The following is a 20,205-nucleotide window of genomic DNA, read 5'->3' on the forward strand; positions in this document are numbered from 1 at the left end:
TATTTACCCAAAATCTATCTTATCTAAATCATTTAATAATGTTACGTCCAAAACTTTTGCATATAACTGCGTAACATCAACCTTTTCATGTCCAAGAATTTTCTGCACTGTAGTAATAGGTACTCCATGATAAATTAGATTTGTAGCACAGGTATGTCGTGCAACGTGGAAAGTAATTTTTTTATCCAATTTAAGCTTTTTGTTAATCGTTTTTAAATGCTCATTTATTTCTGTATTTGAAAAGTCATCAAATAGATATTTCTTTTCATCTTTATATTTCTCATATATATTAATGGCTTTTCCATTAAATAATTTATCTAACGGTAGCTTAATATTTTTTCTTGTTGTTATATCATTATTAATTTGAGATTTTAATAAATCAGTATCAAGCCAAATAATATTATTTATACTTTTAAAAAAATTCTTTTCTAATCTTACAATATCAGAAAACCTAAGTCCAGTATAACATGAGAAAAGAAAAATATCTTTAGCCTTTTCTAATATTGGATCATTAGATAAATCCAGATTTTCTAATTTTATTAATTCATCGGGTGTTAGAAAATCTCGATTTCCATTCACTTGCTTTAATTTAAATTTTTTGAATGGATAATCATTATTCTCCATAAAATCCATTACTATCGCTAAATTTACATATGTTCTAATATTCTTAAAATACTTGTAAACTGAATTAGTTTTCAAACCTTTTAGCTCTATATATCTTTGAAAATTCATCAAAAAAATTACATCTATGTCTTTAAATAATAATTCTTTTTTAAATTCCTTTAATACACTTAATGTTCTTCGTTGAGTTTTTTTTGTTGCTTCATTTAAATTTCTCTTTTCAATTTGATCTTCCATAAAATCATAAAAAGAAGTATAAATCTTTTCATCCTTTACTTCCTTTAACTTTTTTAGGGTAACAGATTCTCCTTTTTGCTTTTTGAATTTAATTGATTCTTTTAACTCAGAAATCTGTCGATCAATTTCTTCATTCAATTCTTCATAATCACCATTTTTATTGTTAACAATAGAATACTTCTGATCCCATTCATCAGGTTTTACATGTACTCCAGTTGAAAAATAAGTTCGTTTTCCATCTAAGTAACAACAAATCTGTATTAAACCCTTTCCATTTTGATTTAGTCTTTTAATTCTGTTAAAAACTAAACTGATTTTCATTTGTGCCATAGTTTTTTTCAAAACTAATTGTTGAAATAGGTATAAATCGTTATTTAGAATTGGGCTAAGAAAAATGGGGTAAAATAGTGAATTTTAATATTTTTTATGAATCTTTTTATAAAATTCAGTGATATAAATTATAAAATCAGTGATATCAAAATAATTATATCAAAAGAAATGGTAATTTTAAAATGTGGTAAAAATGATAAGTCATTAATTATCAGTATAATTAAATAAAAAAAGCACCTTTAAAAAGGTGCTTTTGTGGTCCCAGTTGGGCTCGAACCAACGACTTGCTGATTATGAGTCAGCTACTCTAACCAGCTGAGTTATAGGACCAAAATAAAAGAATAATTCCCTTTATTGTGAATGCAAATATATAAAATCTAAAACATAAAAAACAAGTTAAAAATAAAAGAATTTTGATATTTTTTACAACAAATTCAATTACAATATAATAATGGTGTAATTATTCTTAACACGCTATTTATATTACTAAAAATTAGCACATTTAGTTTTAAAACAAGCATAAATAATATTCTATTTGAAACTTGTTTAGATTAAATATTAAAACATTAAAAGAATAAATTAATCGAAATTGGAGTGACAATACAATTCTAGATACATGGAGACAATCCTCATTCATTTAATTAGAATGATTTTAGCCATTTTAGAATAAATTAGAGGATTCATAGTTTCAAAGCATATTAGGAAAGATAAGGAAGAGAATTGTCTAAATAATAGTAGAATATAATTTATCATCAAAAACTTAATATCCATTTACTTTTTTGTCCTACTAAATATTATTAATACCAAAAATTATATAAGCAGCTTTAAAGATTAAAGATAAATTATGACAAGATTTATATAGTGATTATTTATATCAAAATTATATCAAAACAATAGTGAAAAATGGTGATTTCAAAATGTAACAAAAACTATAAATCATTAATTATCAGCATAATTAAATAAAAAAAGCACCTTTAAAAAGGTGCTTTTGTGGTCCCACTTGGGCTCGAACCAAGGACTTGCTGATTATGAGTCAGCTACTCTAACCAGCTGAGTTATAGGACCAGAGAATTAAGCAATAAAAAGGAAGCTATCACCTAATTCGTTTGCAATATTAAAGCTATTTTTTTGAACTTCAAAATTATTTTACATCTTCGCAAAGCTCTACCAATACGCCATTTGTTGTTTTAGGATGTAAAAAAACAATACGCTTATTATCTGCTCCCAATTTTGGTGTTTCATTAATAAAAGTAAACCCTTGATTTTTAAGACGCTCTATTTCGACTTCGATATCATCTACGCCAAAAGCAATATGGTGAATTCCTTCGCGATTTTTTTCTAAATATTTTTCAATAGCACTATCATTTTTTTCAGAACCGACCAATTCGATCTTCGATTCACCTACTTCAAAAAAAGAGGTTCTCACACCTTCCGACTCCACTGCTTCTTCTTTATAAGGCGCTTTTCCCAATAATTTTTCGAATAATTCGTTCGATAATCCCAAATCTTTTACGGCAATCCCTAAATGTTCTATTTTCATGTGTGTTGTTTTGCGTAAAGATAAACTTTTCTAAAATTTTTTATTTAAAATTTAAAGAGTTTGTTGTAATATTGAACTATGAGTTTTTATGAAGATGGGAGTCAATATCTCCGCAAAGGTCAGTATAGAAAAGCGATTGATTATTTTACATTATCGATTAAGCGTCAAATAGAAGTGGCAAATTCATATTTCGGTCGTGGATTGAGCCAATATTACATGAAACAAAATACAGATGCAATCAAAGATTTTGATAAAGCAATTGAATTAGATGATAAAAATCCTAACTTCTATTTCTACAGAGGAATGGCAAATTTCAATCAATATAATCCAACAAAAGCAGCCGAAAACTTTGATAAAGTGATCGAAATTGATCCAGCAAGCTTTGTAGCTTATCACCAAAAAGGTTATGTGTTGATGAATTTGAACAAATACGATGAGGCTATCGAATGTTTCAATAAAGCTTTAGAAATTAATCCAGATTACGAATCATGTTACCACAACCGTGCATTTTGTTACGATCAATTGCAACAATTGGATAAAGCAATCGAAGATTATTCGAAAGTGATCGAAATGAAACCACATTTCTTATCGTATTACAACAGAGGAAATACTTATTTTGTGTTGAATGATTTAGAAAATGCATTAAACGATTTTAATCAATCAATCGAATTAAATCCAAATCATTTCTTGTCATATTACAATAAAGGCGCAATCTTAGAAAAATTTGAGAAACAAGCCGAAGCTGTAGAAGAATACAAAAAAGCATTGCAGTTGAATCCTGAATTTTATTTGGCTGCCGAAAGATTAGCGCAATTAGAAAATCAACAATAAAACATAGAAATCGTTTCGAATTGGAACGATTTTTTTTATGTCTTTTCATTTCTTATCGTAAATCAATGTTAGACCATGCGTTGTGTCGTTACTTTGCTTTAAAATTAATCTGATATGCAAGTACAAATCGCCGTTTATGGTAAAAACAAAGAAATTGTAGACACTTTGGAACGTGTCATCAACAAGAATGAAAACTGGAAGGCATTTTGTACCTGCTCACAAGAAGAATTAAAAGGATATGTATCAACAAACAATATCCAAATAATATTATACAGTAGTGGAATTGGTGCTTCGGAGGTAGAGAAAATGGAGGAATGGATAAGCACTTATTTCCCTACGATAAAGCAAATTCATCATTATGGTGGCGGAAGCGGATTATTAAAGTGCGAAATTGATGGCGCTTTGGCTGGAATAAAACCCATTTGCAAAGCAGAAATCAATGTTATTCTTTAGCCTTTTAAGAAAAAAGAGCTTTTCAGTTGTAGATGAAAAGCTCTTTTTTTTTACATATCTTTTATAATCCAATAGTCGCGCGAAAGCCCAACATCATTGCGATTAATTTCTATTTCATCACAAAAATCTAAAAATAATTCGTCCAAAGTTTTATCAATTTTCGGTGTAGAACCAAACAATTTCGTGAGAACAGGATTGGTTTCGTGCTCCAATAACTTCCCTGTAAACTGCTGAATGTTATTTTCTTTAATTCCAATAAACGTACTTGGCACAAAAACCATCACCTCATCCGCATCAATCACCAAAAATGTTTTCGATTTTTTGATTAACTGAATCGATTTCTTTTTTTCTTCATCCGTTCCAACCTCTAGACTTTCCAAAAACAACTCGACATTATCAAAAACTTCTTCCTTATCCTGAACAAATTCCATCTTATAAATTTTGGCAAAATTAAAGTTTTTTTCTGATTGTCCACTTTTATTCATGTTACCTATTTATCATTTCAATAGAAAATCTTCCTCAACACATGCGAAACTGAACTAAATCTAGCTTGACAAATACGTTATTTTCTAACTTAATTGCATTTACTAAATTGTCATCTTGAACTCGTTTCAAGATCGCATCATAACAAAATATCACCTTGAGGGGATTATAAAAGTGTTAAAAACTAATCTTCTTTCAATAAAATTTCGACTTCTAAATATTCATGGTAATTTTTGACAAAATCATGTTCAAAATCAATGTCTTCTAAGCGCATTTGCACGCCTTTTTTATCAACATCAATGTAATCTAAAATCGTTTGAACATTATAAAGTTCAAGATTATGAAACGTAGGATACAACGTAATTTGCTTTAAGGTAAGTGCCATAATAAAACAATTGATTCCATTAAAATTAACCCCGATATCAGCGAAATTTTTATAAAAAGCAATCAAATTTGTTTTAAGCTGAAGATTATAATTAAAACTTCTCAACTTGAAGTTTTTTAAGACCAGTCGATTTGTGGTTTTCAAGACAATTTCTTCGGTAATCTGAAGGTTTTTACTCAATAATTCTAAAACTTGTTTGTCTTCGACCAATTGATATAAAATATTTAAATATCGTTTAGCTTCTTCAAACTCAAACAATTCCAAACTCACTAAAATCGATAAGAAAAGAAAACGTTGATTTGTAGGATACACAATTTCAATCTCTTTCAAATATTTTTGTGCTTCCTCAAATTTCAATTTATGAATATAATATTCGGCAATGTAAAAATTAGTCGCATACAAGTAATAATCTTCCTTTTTCGCTTCTAAAAGATACAAAATCGATTCTTCGTTGAAGTTTAAATTGCGCTGAACAACTCCTTTCAGAAAAAGTGCTTTTTTATCTTTTGGATATTCGTGAAGCAACTGATTTAATAAATCTTGTGCTTTAATTAATTGCTGAATCGGATTGTGAATAAACGAAAAACTTTTCCAAATTGGATATTGATTTTCATCCATTTCATCATCAAAAATCAAGAAAAAAATATCATTAAAAAGTCGATTGTAATCCACAGTATAAGTTTTAGTAGTGCTAAAATTAAGCTATTTTTAGTAGTTAACAAAGTTCGTTTTCTAAACACCCAGAATTTTAAATAATTCGTCTTTCTTTGAACCTGAAATAGTAATCAGTTTTCCATTTTCCAATTCTATTATATGACCTGAAAAAGATTGTATCATCAATACATTAACGATAAATGATCGTTGAACACGTAAAAATCTAGAAGAATCTAAATCTTTTTCGAATGATTTCATCGTCGACAAAGTAGTTAAAATCTCTTTTTTTGTAACAATTTTCAAGTAGTCACCTTGTGCTTCAATGTAAATGATATCATTAAAAATAATTTTCTCTAATTTTCCATTTGCTTTAATAAATACAAAATCACGAACAGATGTTTTATAATCTTCAATATCTTTTTGTCGTTCCTTCACTCGATTTACAGCTGTTAAAAAACGTTCAAAACGAACAGGTTTCACCAAATAATCTATAGCGCCAGAGTCAAAACCAGCTAATGCAAAATCACGATGAGCTGTTACAAAAATAATTGAAGGTGGATAACGAAGAGACTGCACCAATTCAATTCCATTTAGATGAGGCATATTGATATCGGTAATCAGTAAATCAATTGGATTGTCTTGTAGAAACAACATAGCTTCTATCGGATCATCAAATGATTTTTTAACATCTAAAAAAGAGATTCTCGAAGAAAAACTCTCCATAATTTCTCTTCCAAGCGGTTCATCATCAAGAATGATACAAGCTAATTTTTTCATAATTAATTCAAATCGATCATTAATTTCACCTTAAATATAGTTTCTTTATCATGAATTGTTAGATGGTGCATAGATGGATAAAGAAGTTGCAAACGTTTTTTAGCATTTTCAGTTCCAATACCTCCAGCTTTATGACTCATCTCTTCAATCATTTTATCATTCTGAAGATGAAAAACAAATACGTTGTTTTTTAGTTCAATTTTTAAATGTAAAAAAGGATTCTTTTTGTTTTTTAATCCATATTTAAAAGCATTTTCGATAAAAGTAAATGTTAATAAAGGGGCTATCATAAAACTTGAACAATCATAATTTGGTAATTCTAAAGTGATATTCTCTTTATTTGGATAACGCATTTTTTCTAATTCAAAATAATTTTGCACAAAAGTTAACTCTTTCGATAATTGCACTTTATCAGTATCAGATTCATACAATGTATAACTCATTATTTCGGAAAGATTTAGAATCATTTCGGGGGCAGTATCATCTTTTTTGATGGTTAATCCATATAAATTATTTAGCGTATTGAACAAAAAATGGGGATTCAACTGTGCTTTCAAAAAATCTCTTTCAATATTGATTTTTTCTATTTCTAAACTCGCTTTCTGTTTCTGAATTTTCAACACTCTATTGTAAACTCTAAAAATTTCGAACAACAATTTAAAAAAGAAAAAGGGAGATAAATTTGCAAAAATAATCATTGCTTGAGAAAGCAGACGTTTGGGAGAAATAGCTTCTCTTAATGGTTGATTAGCACTCATAGAAATTACTCCTTTTAATTCTCCACTGCTAATATCTATTCCTAAAAGCACATATAATTTAGAAAAAAAATAAGTCACAAAAAGCCATAAAAATCCACAAAATATACAACTTAATAACAGGTATATAATCGAATTGAATCGATTTAAGTAAATAAATTTTGGAAAAATAAGGTAGAAAAAAATGTAAAACACACTCATATTAACAGACGTCATTCGAACCGTCATCATTAAAGCTTCAAAAAAAGTTAAATGATAGGCCAATTGATAGGTAATCATCAATAAAATGCCAAAAACACTCCACATCAAAAAATGCAAACTAAAACGCATCTTTTTAGTATAAAACTTTTCGAAATCGAAGTGTTCTATTTTGGTATAAAAATAACCTTTTGACGTTTCTTTTCGTGTCATAAAATTGCTCAAATTATAATTGTTTAGATGACCATTCTAACAATAGCGGATACAACGTTTCAATCTTTTTTCCTTTGTTTTTCTGATAAAGGTTTAATAAAAACTCATTGAACTCTTTAAACTTGATAAATCCTCTCTTATTTACCATCACATCATTTACATTTTGTATCGATTGTTCTAAAACTTCGCTATTATTTTCAAATGTATCATATGCATACAACACAAACAATCCCCACGTCAAATATTCATCAAAAATCTTAATAGGAGTTGGATAATGAGCTGTTCCTTTATTTGTCTCATCAACCCAAATATGACGTTTATCAAAAATTGAATTGATTTTATCACTATTTTTTTCACTTACTGGGCCAACATAATTATGGTCAATTTCAGTAAAAATAATGCGTGTATTCATAGCTTTTTGGAATAATGCTGACCAATCTTTGTCTGAACGAATAGTAGGTAAAAAAAGTAAAATCTCTTTAAAGCCATTATCTTGAAAAGTATGTGTTGCATTTATACTTCCAATTAATGGAGAAGTTAAAACACGATAACTATTAATAGATGTATCAAATTTCTGTTCTAACCAATTTTTCTGATTTTCAATGGCTGCAAAATTCTTATATGCTGTTTTCAAAGAATCATAATAAGCTTGATGAGTTTTATAAAAAGATCTAAATTTTGTTTTCTTCGAAAAATCTTCTAATTGATCAATATAACCTAAAATTGGATTTTCTTTCACTTCAAATTTACCAATTCCCTTAGCTGGGAAAATATACACATTTGTCGCAACTATTTTTTCTCCCTCAAACTTGAATCCATATGCATTTGCTGGTAGTAAAATAAAATTAACAAGATTTATTTTCAGTTCTTTGTCAAAAGCTTGTACAATTTCATGAGAAGAAAATGATTTAAAATCTGTCAAAATTTCTTGATAATAAGGAGTTGTTTGATTAATGATATTGGGATTATTAGCTGTTTCAGTTAAAGCAAGTATCAAATATACTAACTCTTGCATTTCATTAATTTCAATTGTCGTTTGTCCATTATTTGCTTGAATGTAGCTTTGATCAAAGTTCACTTCTTTATCTTGAGATAAAGCAATCTGAAAACAACATAAAAACATAAAAATTACACTTACTTTTTTCATATTCTATACATTTTTAACCAAATCTAAGTTGTTAAAAAAGTAAATGAAATTATTATCGATGAAGTCTATTTCTTATCGGATAGAAACTTATTTTTTCCCGATAAACAAAAAAATCACCAATTGCTTGATGATTTTATTTATGCTTAAAACTGTTGTCTTTTTATTTTACCACTTTCCGTTCGAGGAAATGTAGGAATAAAAATAATTTCTTTCGGAACTTGATATTTGGTTAAATCTGCCAAAGAAAAATCCAAGCTCCTCTCCTCTCCTTCTACCACTAAAATTAATTTCTGACCTAATAATTCATCCGTTTTTGAAGTGATATAAAAATCAGAATCAATGAACGGTTTCAGCTTATTTTCTATTTGTTCTGGAAATAATTTTATTCCGCCCGAATTAATCACATTATCCGCTCGTCCAATCCAGTTAAATTTACGCGAATCAACGATTTCAACGATATCATTCGTTACAACTTGCAATCCATCATAAGGGGTATCAATCACCAAACAGCTGCGTTCATCTTGCGAAATCGTTACCTCATCAAATGCTTCAAAAACTTGTTCTGCATTAGGATATTTTTGATTCGCAACTTGTTTAAACGCAATATGCGTAATCGTCTCCGTCATTGCATACGTTTCGTAGACTTCATTCTCAAAAGCAAACAATTCTTGTTTCACTTTCCCTGAAAGAGGCGCTCCACCGATAATTAACTTTTGACATTTCGAAACAAAATCAATCGAATTTTCGACTTGCATAGGCGTTAACGCAACAAAATCAATCGAAGTAAAACCTTGCAAAATTTCACGGTTAATTTCATCCAGAGAAATATGCGAAGTTGGTTGCATACAAATCAATTTCAAACCGATTTCTACTGAACGAACCAACATTAATTTTCCGGCAATATAAGTAACAGGCATCACCAATAAAGCCGAATTCCCTTTCTCTAAATGCAAATATTTTCCCGTCATATTCGCACTTTTACGCATATTTTCTTTGGTCAAGATAATCTCTTTCGGAGTTCCAGTAGAACCCGAAGTATGCGCAATCATCACCTCAGAATCAGAAAACCATTCAACCAAAAAATCTTTAACCGACTGCTCAAATTCATTGGTAACTTCAATAGCGTTGACATCAAAATTAGGTTGAGAAAAATCTAAATACAACATTCTATTTATGATAACTTACACCTGCATTAATTTCTACATCTAACACATTATTTGCTGGCGGAATCGGACAATTGTAATGTTTGCTGTATGCACAATATGGATTATACACTTGGTTAAAATCTAACGTAATTTCATTGGCTGTCGTACCCAAATCTTTTGTAGTCAAATCCAAATAACGTCCACCTCCATAAGACGTCACGCCGTTTGTTTCGTCCATAAAAGGTAAAAACAAGCTGTCTGCATATTTCTCCATAATTGGTGAAGATTGATAAACCGTCAGCGTTTGCTCAACATTATCCAACATAAACGTCACCGTTCCGTATTCTTTGTAATTTTTGATTTTCTTCGCAGAAGTAGGAAACGGAATCACCTTTCCATCTTTGATTGGCGTAAATTTCGCTTTCACAATATATTTTTCACTGATCGGAAAAAATGTAATCCCTTTGAAATTCGTTTTTTCTTCGTCTACCAATGGCGTCGTTTTAGGATCAGTATAAAAAGTCGCCAATTCGGTTTGATATTTTTGAATTGTAACTAAATCAATTGTTTTTTTTGTCGTGTGACAACTCATTAAAACGATTGTTGCAAAAAATGCGATAATTAATTTATTCATGCTAATTTGTTTCGAAATAAATATTCTCCTCTTAATTCTAATCGACTTGGGAAATTGTTTGTAAACAAACCTCCTGTTCCCAATCCTTGTGGCATTTCTGGGTATAAAATCGCTGTCCATTGTGCAATAGCATTTAAGCCTATATTACTTTCCAAAGCAGACGTTATCCAAAACGGGATTTCGTAAGTATCTGCCGCATTAATCCATTCCAACGAACCTCTAATTCCACCAACTAAACTTGGTTTTAGAATAATATATTGCGGTTTGATTTTTTCTAATAATTTGAATTTATCTTCTTGATGAACAATTCCAATTAATTCTTCGTCTAAGGCAATTGGGGTTGGTGTTTTAGCACATAATTCCGTCATCAAATCGATTTGTCCAGCTTTGATAGGTTGTTCAATCGAATGTATTTTTAATTCAGCCAATTGTTGCAACACTACTTTTACTTCCTCAAACGTAAAACCTCCATTCGCGTCTACTCTCAACTCCAATTGATCTGCAGAAAAATCTTGTCTTAATTGTTGAATAATCTTGTGTTCATTTCCCCAATCAACACCGATTTTCAGCTTGATACAGTTGAAACCAATCGCTAATTTTTCTTTGATTTGTTCGCGCATAAAATCAATCGAACCCATCCAAATTAAACCATTAGTCTGAATACCTTGATCCCCTGTCGAAAAAGCCGATTCGTACAAATCTGGATTCAATTTATCTGTATAATTTTCATTGTAACGATTCGCAAACATACTCTGAAAAGCCTGCTCTACACCAAACTGAATCGAAGGCCATTCACGCAATTCACGCCACAATTCATCAACTCCTAAGTCAATATTGTCACAAACCCATTGCAATTTTTCTTCATAATCAGGACGATCATCAAAGCTCAATCCTTTAAACAATCCACATTCACCAACATATTCTTTCCCATCTTCTTCTAATGTAAAAAGATAGGTCAATTTCTCTGTCAAAACGCCGCGCGAAGTACCGCTTGGATTTTTGAATTTCAAAATATAAGGTTCAAAACTTGCTTTCATACTTCAAATTTAGTCAAATATGATGAGCTCCGAAAGTAGTTTTAGGAGAAATAATTAGCAAAATTTTCCTACCAATTAAGCATTTTCCAATGCAGCGATATCAAACTTTTTCATTTTCATAAACGCTTGCATCACGCTTTGAGCTTTTTCTGGATTGCTCAAAAGTTTTGGTAAAACAGTTGGCACAACTTGCCAAGAAAGACCAAATTTATCTTTTAACCAGCCACAATTCCCTTCTTCTCCTCCATCCAAAGTAAGATTATTCCAATAAAAATCAATTTCTTCTTGCGTTTCACAATCAATAACAAATGAAGTCGCTTCATTAAACTTAAAATTTGGACCTCCATTCAATCCCATAAACTTTTTCCCATTCAACTCAAAAATAACCACCATCTGATTATTTGTTATAATTTTTGAATTAGGAAAAATCGAACAATAAAAATTTGCAGCTTCTTGCGCTTGTCCATCAAACCAGAGACACGGATAAATTTCATTTTTCATATTGTGTAGTTTTTAAATTGATGTTAAATCCTATTTTGTTCAGTAATTTAATCAAATATGATTATCTTGAAAAATAGTTTCAATAGAAATAGTTGCCAACCATGATGAACATTGATAATTTGAATGTAGATAAAGATATTCTACCTCTTTTTAATATGACGTTGAATTATAATTCACGTTCGACGTTACTCCAATTATTGAATACAAAACCGAAAACATTACAAGAGGTGATGGATAGGCAAAATATTATCAAAGGTTTTACACAACAAGTGAAAGGAAAATCACTTTACAATTATTCTAAAACGGAATACAACGAGGTTTTGAATACAATAAATAACGTTGAATCAGTCGATTTTCTAAAGATAAAATTCTATTCATCTGTTAAATCTACGCTCGAAAGTTCGCTAACACAACTTTATATTTTCTTCAATAAAATTTATACGTTTTTGCAATCGTTAGAAGTACAATTGTTTCCAACTAAATTTCGAAATCTATTAGACAATATGATTGCTACATTGATGTCAATTGAAACGGAAAAAAATTATCAATTCATTCGAAATAGAAAATTTAAGAGCAAGGAAATTCTAAATGCAAACGATTTATTGATTGAAAACAAAGCACAAATCAATTCATTTTTCGAGCAACTTCATCTCTTCGAAGCATATTTATCTATTAGTTTAAAAGTAATTGAACATCAATTTATTTTCCCGACTATTTCACCACAAAACGAACTCGATTTAGTTGATTTTTATTATCCATTACTCAAAAATCCTGTCAAAAATAATTTCAAAACTTCTAAAAATGTTGTTGTATTAACAGGTGCAAATATGTCAGGAAAATCAACTTTTTTTCGTGCAATTGCTTTTTGTAGTTATTTGGGAAATCTTGGACTTCCAGTTCCATGCAAATCAGCAACAATTCCTTTTTATCAAACTATAAGTATCAATATCGATCATACAGACAATGTGTTGAAAGGATATAGTCATTTTATGAATGAAATTATGAACCTAAAAAATTATCTCATTTCGAGTAAAGAAGCAGGTTATAGTTTCGCTATTTTCGATGAATTGTTTAGTGGAACAAATTCGATTGATGCGACAAATTTGTTAACAAAAACAATAAAAGGTCTAGATTCACATCAAAATACCTTGACATTTATTTCAACACATCTCAATGAAATTCTGGACGAATTACAACAACTTGATAACACAGAATTTCTGCATTTGGAATGTATTATTGAAGATAATTTGCCAATTTATACCTACAAAATAAAAAATGGTTCTTCCGACATTCGAGTTGGACAATTAATTTTTGAAAAAGAAGGATTAGAAAAATTATTATAAAATATGTTTTAAAATTAATAAATAACTTTTTACTTTGTTTTTCAAAGCACTTTTATGAAACAAAATCTCAAATTAATAATATTATTGTTTTTAATTACATCTTGTACGTATAAAAAAGGAATCAAGATTAAAATAATAAATGATTCTAGTTTTAAAATAGAAAACGTAAAATTTTCTGCTGAAAATTCATTTATATATGTAAAAAAAATTGAAAAAGGGAAAAATTTCAATAATGTACTTGATATGAACAATATTTCTCATGGTGATGGATCCTATCAATTAACATATAAAATTAATAATCTAACTAAATCTATTAATACTGGATATTTTACAAATGGTAAACCTTTAGATAAAAATATGCAAATAATTATTAAAAATGATACCGTTTTTGTTGATTATAAAATTAACAGTTTTTAAATTTTTATCAATCATACTTCACATTAAATATATTTAAGAATTATTTAACATTTAGCCATGTAACTTTTCAAATGTTGTTGCGCCTTATTAATAACTTAATAACTTAATAACTTAATAACTTAATAACTATGAAAAAATACTTTTTTCCTATTGTTTGCATTGCAGTAATTCAAACGTATGCACAACAAGATGTAAAAGGAATTATTCAATTCACCAATCAAACACCTGTAGCTTTAGCAGATGTTGTGATTTCGCAGGGTGATAAAATTGTAGATGAAATCTCTACAGACGAAAATGGACATTTCTCAGTAGTTTTAGATGAAGGTTCGTATACTTTCAAAATAGAAGAAGCTGGTGTTACGTTACATTCAGTTACGCTACAAGTTACTAAAAATACTGATTTAGGTGTTATTTTAGTTCCAAAAAATGAAAATGTAACGTTAACGGAAGCCGTTGTAACAGGACAAAAAAAATTAGTTGAAAAGAAAGTAGACCGATTAATTTTCAATGTCGATCAAGCAGAAGGTGCAAAAGGAGGAAATGCCTTGGATGCGTTGAAACTTGCTCCTCGTATTAAGGTGGAAGAAGCGACAGACGCTATTTCTATTATTGGAAAAGGCTCGGTTAGCGTCATGATTAATGACCGATTAATGCAAATGAGTAGTGAACAATTGGCAAATTATCTGAAAACCATTCGAACAGAAGATATTGATAAAATTGAAGTCATTACAAATCCTCCAGCCAAATACGATGCGACAGGAAACAGTGGAATCATCAACATTGTATTGAAAAATGCAAAACAAGATAGCATGAATGGTTCTATTTCTACTTCGTACAATCAGCAAAAATACGGTGGATTTAATTTGAGTGGAAATATCAATTACCGCAAAGGAAAATGGACCTTAACTTCTAATATTTACAACGGTGCAGGAAATTGGTATGATAAAAGTAAAAATACGACTTTGTATCCCGACGAAAAATGGAGTTCGGATGACATCAATAAAAATAAAAATAATTATTATGGCGGTCGAATTGGAGTCGATTATCAAATTAATGACAATTTAATCACAGGTTTCAATTTTAATATTTCGAAGAGTGAAGGAAAAAATAAAGGAGGTTCGATCTTTGATATTTTCGATTTAGAAAATAACACAACAAATCGTTATATGACAACGAATAGAGATGGTGGAAAGTGGAATTGGAATTATCTAGGATTGAATTACCATATCATTAAAAAATTCAAAACGGATGGACAAAAGTTAACCTTCGATTTTGATTATTCGAACAATGAAAATGACATGAATCTCAAAAATATCAGCAATGAATTTAATCCTAATTGGACAGAAATTCCTGGTAAATACCAAAATAATTACAGCTTAAATAATGGTTCTTCAAACCGATTCAATGCAAGTATCGATATGGAGCATCCTATTAATTCGTGGAAGATGAATTATGGAACACGTTTACGTTGGGCAACAGATGAAGCAGAAAATCAACGATTTTTAAAACTTAATCCGAATAATGATTTCCATGAAGATACTGATTTTGCAAGCAAATACAAATACAAGGAAAATGTCTATGCCTTATACTATTCGATAGAAAAAAAATTGAGCGAAAAGTTAACAGGAAAAGTTGGTTTACGTTATGAGCATGCACAAGTGAAAAGTATTATGGAAGATCCGAAAGATAATTACGAAAAAACTTACGATGGCTTATATCCAACTGCTTATTTAATGTATCAATCTTCAGAAAATCATTCATTTACTTTAAACTATAGTCGTCGTGTGGATCGTCCATATATTTGGTTTTTAAATCCGAGAAGAACGAAACAAAATGAATATAGTTATTCGGAAGGTAATCCAAGTTTAACACCTTCTAATTCAAATAATTTTGAGTTAGAACATGCTTACAAAGATTTATTGGTAACGAGTTTGTATTACCGTAATGCGAACGATCTTTTTGAGCAAGTAAGCATAAAAGATCCTGATACAAAGATTACACTTTCTAAGCCTTATAATATTGGAAAAACATATAGTATTGGTCTAAGTGAAAACATTAATATAAAACCTTATAAATGGTGGAAAATAAATGCCTCGGCAGATGTTTTCTATCGTAAAACAACAAGTAAAATTCCGGAAATGAATTATACATTGGATGGAATGAATGGGGAATTTAGAATTACAAATAATTTAGATTTAAATAAAAAGAAAACACTTTTTGCGAATTATACATATTCATATTACACTAAAAGTACAGATGGTTTGGAGAAATCTGGAGATTTTATGCGCCATAATATAGGATTAAGAGCAATGGTATTTAATAAGAAATTGCAACTTTCGGCAAATATCTCTAACCTTTTCGAAAATAGAAATGGAACTTACACAAATGTATCAAACGACGTAGTCAGCACAAGTATTAGTCAACCATTCAGAATGTATCGTATTGGAATTAGTTACAATTTCGGAAAACAGTTTAATATAGAACGTTCAAAATCTAACCAAGAACAAAGCAGTGGTGGAGGAAATGGTTAAAATTTATTCCTGAATGAATAAAACCTGAACAAATCTGTTCAGGTTTTTTTTATAATAATTATTGATCCAATTCTATCAAAAGCTTTTTTAATAAAATAGATAAATCTTCTTGTTCTTTTTTATTCAAAATTTGAATTGAATTTTTAGCTTCATCAAATCTTTTTTTGATAGCTTCATCAATAATTTTCTTTCCTTTTTCTGTAAGTCCAGCCAAACTTATTCTTCCATCATTTTCATCTGCCGCACGATAAATTAATTCTAATTTTGTTAAGCGATTCAAAAGCGCTGTCATCGCTCCAGAAGTAATTACAACAGATTCCATCAATTGTTTTGGCGTTAATTGATAAGGTTTTCCTGAACGACGAAGCGTTGCTAAAACATCTAAATCAGTATAATAGATTCCATTTTCCTTTAAAGCCAAACTTGCTCTATTCTCGAAAATCTTACCCAATTTCATCACTCTACCTACAATCTGCATTGCATCAACATCCAAATCTGGACGTTCTATATTCCAATCAGCAATTAATGCATCAATTAAATCTTTATCTTTTTTCATCACAATTAATTGAAAAACAAATGTACAAATTATCTTGATGTAAAGATAATTTGATATATTTGTAATATATCTTGATATAAAGATATATTTAAAATCAATAAGAAAATGAAAATTATTCAAACCGAAAATATGCCAATTGCAAATGGACATTACTCACAATGCATAGAACATAATGGAATTCTATATCTTTCTGGTCAATTACCAATTGACCGCAAAACCAAGAAAATTCCAACAACAATTTCAGAGCAAACGATCTTAGTTTTAAAAAATATCGAAACGATATTACATGAAGCTAATAGCGATAAAAACCATATATTACAGGTTCGAATTTACATTCCGAATATTCAATTGTGGGATGAAGTAAATGCCGTTTATAGTGATTTTTTCGGAACGCATAAACCAACGCGATGTGTTATTCCAACAAATGAATTGCACTATGGCGCATTAATCGAAGTTGAAGTAACCGCAATCAAAAAATCCTAACGATGCACAAACAAGCTATTATAGAAACTCATCAACGAATTTCACCTTTTATTCACAATACACCAATCTTAACGTCAAGTTTATTGAACGAAATAGTTGGAGCGAAGTTGTTTTTTAAATGCGAAAACTTTCAAAAAATGGGTGCCTTCAAAATGCGTGGTGCAACAAATGCTATCATGCAACTTACAGACGAACAAAAGCAAAAAGGAGTTGTGACACATTCTTCTGGTAATTTTGCTCAAGCTTTAGCACTTGCAGCAAAAAGCTTGGGAATTGAAGCTTTTATTGTGATGCCCAAAACTGCTCCACAAGTTAAAAAAGACGCTGTAAAAGGATACAATGGGCAAATAATCGAGTGTGAACCAACTTTAGAAGCGAGAGAGAAAACAGCAAAACAAATCGAAATACAAAAAGGTGCAATGTTTATTCATCCTTCAAATGATCTCAATGTTATTCTTGGACAAGGAACTGCAGCGAAAGAATTATTAGAAATACATCCAGACCTGAATTATATATTTACTCCTGTTGGTGGTGGAGGTTTAATTGCGGGAACAGCTATTGCTGCGGAAAACTTTGGTAAAAATTGTAAAGTAATCGGTGGAGAACCTTTTGAAGCAGATGATGCCTATCGTTCGTTAGAAAGTGGAAAAATAGAATCTAACATTACAACAAATACAATTGCAGATGGTTTGAAAACAGAATTAGGTGATATTAATTTTCCCATCATCCAAAAAGGTGTAGAAAAAATAATACGTGTAACAGAACAAGAAATAATTGCAGCAATGAAATTAATTTGGGAACGTTTAAAAATTGTTTGCGAACCTTCTTCTGCTGTGGCTTTAGCTGCATTAATCAAAGAAAAAGAAAGTTATAAAAATATGAATATAGGAATAATCGTTTCTGGTGGAAATGTCAATTTAGACACTTTGCCTTTTTAAAAATCTTTCTATAAATAATAAAAAAATAAACCCCTAAAACATAAATTTTAGGGGTTTGGTATTGTAAAAATATTCTATTAAATCGAATAATTACGATGTCCAAAAATTGAACTTCCTATACGAACCATTGTGCTGCCTTCTTCTATCGCAATTTGATAATCTCCTGACATTCCCATTGATAAAATAGTTAGATTTTCGAAATTATTTTTCAACGAATCAAAGTTAGATTTTAAAGAACGAAACTCTTCTCGAATTTGATTTTCATCTTCCGTAAACGTTGCCATTCCCATCAATCCAACTACGTGAACATTTGGTAAATGTTGAATTTCTTCTTGCATAATTTGTTGAATTTCTTCTTGATCTAAACCAAATTTAGTTTCTTCATCTGCTATAAATTGTTGCAACAATACATTAATTACGCGATTATTTTTTTCGGCTTGTTTGTGAATTTCTTTCAACAATTTTAGACTATCAACTCCATGAATTAAATGCACAAAAGGCGCCATATACTTCACTTTGTTGGTTTGTACATGTCCAATCATATGCCAACGAATATCCTTTGGAAGAATTTCGTATTTATCGCACATTTCTTGAATTTTGTTTTCTCCAAAATCTCGCATTCCAGCCGCATAAGCTTCTTGCAAATCCTCCACAGGTTTTGTCTTAGAAACCGCTACCAATGTCACATGAGCAGGAATTGTAGCTTCGATTGTTTTTAAATTTTCTTGAATACTCATTTTTTATTCTTTCAAATCGAATACAGCAAAACCGCTTAAAGGTTTTGGTTCGATATATGTACTTTTTGGAGGCATTTTAAGCCCTAAATCTGCAATCAATTGCAAATCCTTCACATCCACTGGATAGAAAGCAAAAGCTGCAATATAATCGTGATGATCAACCTTGTTTTTAAGTGCTTCCACTCCTTCTCTATTACGCGTTCCACATTCGTAATGAACACGTTTATCCTTTTTAGAATCTTGAATATTAAGAATTGGTTTCATCACATTTTCTTCGAAAATATACGTATCCAACTCGCTTAATCCTTCGGTTGTCAATAAGTTATTTTTGACATATAAACTATAAAATTGACCATCTAAATACATCACAATATGATGTTTTTTTGTTGGCACAACTAATTCATCAACTTTCGGAATAATTTCAAAATCAACTTCTAAAGCAGTTAAAAACGCTTCTGGAGTTAAGCCATTTAAATCTTTAATTAATCGATTATAATCATTGATAATCAAATCTTCATTCGAAACTAAAAGTGCTAACGTATAATTAAACGCTTCATCACCATAGACTTCATCTTTCGAATTTTCAACCGCAAATTTTGTGTATCGTTCCGAACTTTCCATACGATGATGTCCATCAGCAATATACAATTCGTCCAATTTCTCGATCGAATCTTTTAATTGTTTTAAATTCAATCGATTATCAACTCTCCATAATAAATGTTGCGTTCCGTTTTCTTCTTCTATTTTCAGGATCGGCTTGCGTTTCATTTCCGTATCAATTAACAAATCTACACGTTGAGCAGGTTTATAAGTCAATAAAACAGGCTCCGCATGAAAGTGAGATTCCTTCAAATAATCAGCAAATAATTCCACACGACGTTCCAATGTTTCTTCATGCTTTTTAATTTTATTTTGACGATAATCATCAATATTCACCAAGCCCAAAAGTCCTTTTGTTTCGCGTCCATCAGGCTGTATCACTTGATAAATATAAAAAGAAGACTTGTCTTGCGTTAATATTTTTTTCGAAATAAAATCCTCGAAATTCTCGCGAACTTTTCTGAATTTCTCTTTCGGATCTTGAATCGTTTCGTCCCAAGTTGGCAAAATAATATGCAAAAAAGAGTTTTCTCTGTTATTGATATAATAATCCAATTCTTCTTTCGAATATTGATTAACGGCAAGCGTCACAAATTCTTGAGAAGTTTCTTCTGTAGGTCGAATTCCTTTGAATGGTTTAAATTGAGGCATTTTGAATA

The 20,205-nt window shown here is 30.0% G+C and carries 21 protein-coding genes and 2 tRNA genes; 7 read left to right on the plus strand and 16 right to left on the minus strand.

Translation table 11 applies throughout. From position 1 onward, the window contains the following. Positions 1-3: 3 nt before the first annotated feature. The 4 genes from B4A23_RS11905 to mce all read right to left on the minus strand — a co-directional run bounded on the left by B4A23_RS11905 (position 4) and on the right by mce (position 2,728). Positions 4-1,188 (minus strand): site-specific integrase, encoded by a 1,185-nt coding sequence (locus B4A23_RS11905; protein WP_291120311.1) that lies wholly within the window; start codon positions 1,186-1,188, stop codon positions 4-6. 256 nt (positions 1,189-1,444) lie between these two features. Beyond that, positions 1,445-1,518: transfer RNA gene (locus B4A23_RS11910), tRNA-Ile, on the minus strand. A 661-nt stretch (positions 1,519-2,179) separates the two neighbouring features. Next, positions 2,180-2,253 (minus strand) — tRNA-Ile (locus B4A23_RS11915). 76 nt (positions 2,254-2,329) lie between these two features. Beyond that, positions 2,330-2,728, minus strand: a complete 399-nt coding sequence (gene mce, locus B4A23_RS11920; RefSeq protein WP_180906086.1) for a methylmalonyl-CoA epimerase — start codon at positions 2,726-2,728, stop codon at positions 2,330-2,332. A gap of 78 nt (positions 2,729-2,806) precedes the next feature. Here mce and B4A23_RS11925 point away from each other — a divergent pair, with 78 nt between their 5' ends. Beyond that, positions 2,807-3,559 carry a tetratricopeptide repeat protein gene (locus B4A23_RS11925; RefSeq protein ID WP_038337013.1) on the plus strand — a complete coding sequence of 251 codons (753 nt, stop codon included), beginning with the start codon at positions 2,807-2,809 and terminating at the stop codon, positions 3,557-3,559. Between the two features lie 114 nt (positions 3,560-3,673). Then, positions 3,674-4,012 carry a hypothetical protein gene (locus tag B4A23_RS11930; RefSeq protein ID WP_180906084.1) on the plus strand — a complete coding sequence of 113 codons (339 nt, stop codon included), beginning with the start codon at positions 3,674-3,676 and terminating at the stop codon, positions 4,010-4,012. A 50-nt stretch (positions 4,013-4,062) separates the two neighbouring features. On the opposite strand, the gene B4A23_RS11935 is transcribed toward B4A23_RS11930, so the two are convergent. The 9 genes from B4A23_RS11935 to B4A23_RS11975 form a co-directional block, all read right to left on the minus strand. Continuing rightward, complete coding sequence (locus B4A23_RS11935; protein WP_291120314.1) at positions 4,063-4,443, minus strand: hypothetical protein; 381 nt, start codon at positions 4,441-4,443, stop codon at positions 4,063-4,065. 236 nt (positions 4,444-4,679) lie between these two features. Further along, positions 4,680-5,552, minus strand: a complete 873-nt coding sequence (locus tag B4A23_RS11940) for a tetratricopeptide repeat protein (protein WP_291120316.1) — start codon at positions 5,550-5,552, stop codon at positions 4,680-4,682. Positions 5,553-5,612: 60 nt separating this feature from the next. Beyond that, positions 5,613-6,311 carry a LytR/AlgR family response regulator transcription factor gene (locus tag B4A23_RS11945; RefSeq protein WP_291120318.1) on the minus strand — a complete coding sequence of 233 codons (699 nt, stop codon included), beginning with the start codon at positions 6,309-6,311 and terminating at the stop codon, positions 5,613-5,615. 2 nt (positions 6,312-6,313) lie between these two features. After that, positions 6,314-7,477 carry a sensor histidine kinase gene (locus B4A23_RS11950; protein ID WP_291120320.1) on the minus strand — a complete coding sequence of 388 codons (1,164 nt, stop codon included), beginning with the start codon at positions 7,475-7,477 and terminating at the stop codon, positions 6,314-6,316. A gap of 13 nt (positions 7,478-7,490) precedes the next feature. Then, positions 7,491-8,624 carry a DUF4932 domain-containing protein gene (locus B4A23_RS11955; protein ID WP_291120322.1) on the minus strand — a complete coding sequence of 378 codons (1,134 nt, stop codon included), beginning with the start codon at positions 8,622-8,624 and terminating at the stop codon, positions 7,491-7,493. Between the two features lie 143 nt (positions 8,625-8,767). Beyond that, a complete protein-coding gene (locus B4A23_RS11960) occupies positions 8,768-9,790 on the minus strand; it encodes an AMP-binding protein (protein WP_291120324.1) in 1,023 nt (340 codons plus the stop codon). A gap of 1 nt (position 9,791) precedes the next feature. Further along, the gene (locus B4A23_RS11965; protein ID WP_286513176.1) at positions 9,792-10,403 is read right to left on the minus strand and encodes a DUF1684 domain-containing protein; all 612 of its coding nucleotides are present in this window, start codon (positions 10,401-10,403) and stop codon (positions 9,792-9,794) included. Continuing rightward, positions 10,400-11,440 carry an o-succinylbenzoate synthase gene (locus B4A23_RS11970; RefSeq protein WP_291120326.1) on the minus strand — a complete coding sequence of 347 codons (1,041 nt, stop codon included), beginning with the start codon at positions 11,438-11,440 and terminating at the stop codon, positions 10,400-10,402. The genes B4A23_RS11965 and B4A23_RS11970 overlap by 4 nt, the downstream gene beginning before the upstream one ends. Before the next feature lie 75 nt (positions 11,441-11,515). After that, positions 11,516-11,941 carry a VOC family protein gene (locus B4A23_RS11975; RefSeq protein ID WP_291120328.1) on the minus strand — a complete coding sequence of 142 codons (426 nt, stop codon included), beginning with the start codon at positions 11,939-11,941 and terminating at the stop codon, positions 11,516-11,518. A 101-nt stretch (positions 11,942-12,042) separates the two neighbouring features. On the opposite strand from B4A23_RS11975, the gene B4A23_RS11980 reads away from it, so the two are divergent. The 3 genes from B4A23_RS11980 (at position 12,043) to B4A23_RS11990 (ending at position 16,232) form a co-directional block, all read left to right on the plus strand. Further along, on the plus strand, positions 12,043-13,284 hold the full coding sequence (locus B4A23_RS11980; RefSeq protein ID WP_291120330.1) for a MutS-related protein: 1,242 nt from the start codon (positions 12,043-12,045) through the stop codon (positions 13,282-13,284). 54 nt (positions 13,285-13,338) lie between these two features. After that, the gene (locus B4A23_RS11985; protein ID WP_286513164.1) at positions 13,339-13,701 is read left to right on the plus strand and encodes a hypothetical protein; all 363 of its coding nucleotides are present in this window, start codon (positions 13,339-13,341) and stop codon (positions 13,699-13,701) included. A 128-nt stretch (positions 13,702-13,829) separates the two neighbouring features. Beyond that, on the plus strand, positions 13,830-16,232 hold the full coding sequence (locus B4A23_RS11990) for an outer membrane beta-barrel family protein (RefSeq protein ID WP_291120333.1): 2,403 nt from the start codon (positions 13,830-13,832) through the stop codon (positions 16,230-16,232). A 58-nt stretch (positions 16,233-16,290) separates the two neighbouring features. On the opposite strand, the gene B4A23_RS11995 is transcribed toward B4A23_RS11990, so the two are convergent. After that, positions 16,291-16,788, minus strand: coding sequence for a MarR family winged helix-turn-helix transcriptional regulator (locus tag B4A23_RS11995; RefSeq protein ID WP_291120335.1), 498 nt, complete (start codon positions 16,786-16,788; stop codon positions 16,291-16,293). Positions 16,789-16,893: 105 nt separating this feature from the next. On the opposite strand from B4A23_RS11995, the gene B4A23_RS12000 reads away from it, so the two are divergent. After that, complete coding sequence (locus B4A23_RS12000; protein WP_291120338.1) at positions 16,894-17,271, plus strand: RidA family protein; 378 nt, start codon at positions 16,894-16,896, stop codon at positions 17,269-17,271. A gap of 2 nt (positions 17,272-17,273) precedes the next feature. After that, positions 17,274-18,209, plus strand: coding sequence for a pyridoxal-phosphate dependent enzyme (locus tag B4A23_RS12005; RefSeq protein WP_291120341.1), 936 nt, complete (start codon positions 17,274-17,276; stop codon positions 18,207-18,209). 77 nt (positions 18,210-18,286) lie between these two features. Here B4A23_RS12005 and B4A23_RS12010 read toward each other — a convergent pair whose 3' ends face one another. Continuing rightward, positions 18,287-18,946 (minus strand): YggS family pyridoxal phosphate-dependent enzyme, encoded by a 660-nt coding sequence (locus B4A23_RS12010; RefSeq protein ID WP_291120344.1) that lies wholly within the window; start codon positions 18,944-18,946, stop codon positions 18,287-18,289. 3 nt (positions 18,947-18,949) lie between these two features. Then, entirely contained in the window at positions 18,950-20,197 is a 1,248-nt protein-coding gene (locus tag B4A23_RS12015; protein WP_291120347.1) for a DUF1015 domain-containing protein, read from the minus strand. Between the last annotated feature and the right edge of the window lie 8 nt (positions 20,198-20,205).

The organism is Empedobacter sp. UBA7248 (assembly GCF_002472945.1).
Lineage (GTDB): Bacteria > Bacteroidota > Bacteroidia > Flavobacteriales > Weeksellaceae > Empedobacter > Empedobacter falsenii_C.

Excerpts from the sequence above, each read along its gene's own strand:
- B4A23_RS11905 (WP_291120311.1), bottom strand. The coding sequence starts at position 1,188 with ATGGCACAAATGAAAATCAGTTTAGTTTTTAACAGAATTAAAAGACTA.
- mce (WP_180906086.1), bottom strand. The coding sequence starts at position 2,728 with ATGAAAATAGAACATTTAGGGATTGCCGTAAAAGATTTGGGATTATCG.
- B4A23_RS11925 (WP_038337013.1), top strand. The coding sequence starts at position 2,807 with ATGAGTTTTTATGAAGATGGGAGTCAATATCTCCGCAAAGGTCAGTAT.
- B4A23_RS11930 (WP_180906084.1), top strand. The coding sequence starts at position 3,674 with ATGCAAGTACAAATCGCCGTTTATGGTAAAAACAAAGAAATTGTAGAC.
- B4A23_RS11935 (WP_291120314.1), bottom strand. The coding sequence starts at position 4,443 with ATGGAATTTGTTCAGGATAAGGAAGAAGTTTTTGATAATGTCGAGTTG.
- B4A23_RS11945 (WP_291120318.1), bottom strand. The coding sequence starts at position 6,311 with ATGAAAAAATTAGCTTGTATCATTCTTGATGATGAACCGCTTGGAAGA.
- B4A23_RS11950 (WP_291120320.1), bottom strand. The coding sequence starts at position 7,477 with ATGACACGAAAAGAAACGTCAAAAGGTTATTTTTATACCAAAATAGAA.
- B4A23_RS11955 (WP_291120322.1), bottom strand. The coding sequence starts at position 8,624 with ATGAAAAAAGTAAGTGTAATTTTTATGTTTTTATGTTGTTTTCAGATT.
- B4A23_RS11960 (WP_291120324.1), bottom strand. The coding sequence starts at position 9,790 with ATGTTGTATTTAGATTTTTCTCAACCTAATTTTGATGTCAACGCTATT.
- B4A23_RS11965 (WP_286513176.1), bottom strand. The coding sequence starts at position 10,403 with ATGAATAAATTAATTATCGCATTTTTTGCAACAATCGTTTTAATGAGT.
- B4A23_RS11970 (WP_291120326.1), bottom strand. The coding sequence starts at position 11,440 with ATGAAAGCAAGTTTTGAACCTTATATTTTGAAATTCAAAAATCCAAGC.
- B4A23_RS11975 (WP_291120328.1), bottom strand. The coding sequence starts at position 11,941 with ATGAAAAATGAAATTTATCCGTGTCTCTGGTTTGATGGACAAGCGCAA.
- B4A23_RS11980 (WP_291120330.1), top strand. The coding sequence starts at position 12,043 with ATGATGAACATTGATAATTTGAATGTAGATAAAGATATTCTACCTCTT.
- B4A23_RS11985 (WP_286513164.1), top strand. The coding sequence starts at position 13,339 with ATGAAACAAAATCTCAAATTAATAATATTATTGTTTTTAATTACATCT.
- B4A23_RS11990 (WP_291120333.1), top strand. The coding sequence starts at position 13,830 with ATGAAAAAATACTTTTTTCCTATTGTTTGCATTGCAGTAATTCAAACG.
- B4A23_RS11995 (WP_291120335.1), bottom strand. The coding sequence starts at position 16,788 with ATGAAAAAAGATAAAGATTTAATTGATGCATTAATTGCTGATTGGAAT.
- B4A23_RS12000 (WP_291120338.1), top strand. The coding sequence starts at position 16,894 with ATGAAAATTATTCAAACCGAAAATATGCCAATTGCAAATGGACATTAC.
- B4A23_RS12005 (WP_291120341.1), top strand. The coding sequence starts at position 17,274 with ATGCACAAACAAGCTATTATAGAAACTCATCAACGAATTTCACCTTTT.
- B4A23_RS12010 (WP_291120344.1), bottom strand. The coding sequence starts at position 18,946 with ATGAGTATTCAAGAAAATTTAAAAACAATCGAAGCTACAATTCCTGCT.
- B4A23_RS12015 (WP_291120347.1), bottom strand. The coding sequence starts at position 20,197 with ATGCCTCAATTTAAACCATTCAAAGGAATTCGACCTACAGAAGAAACT.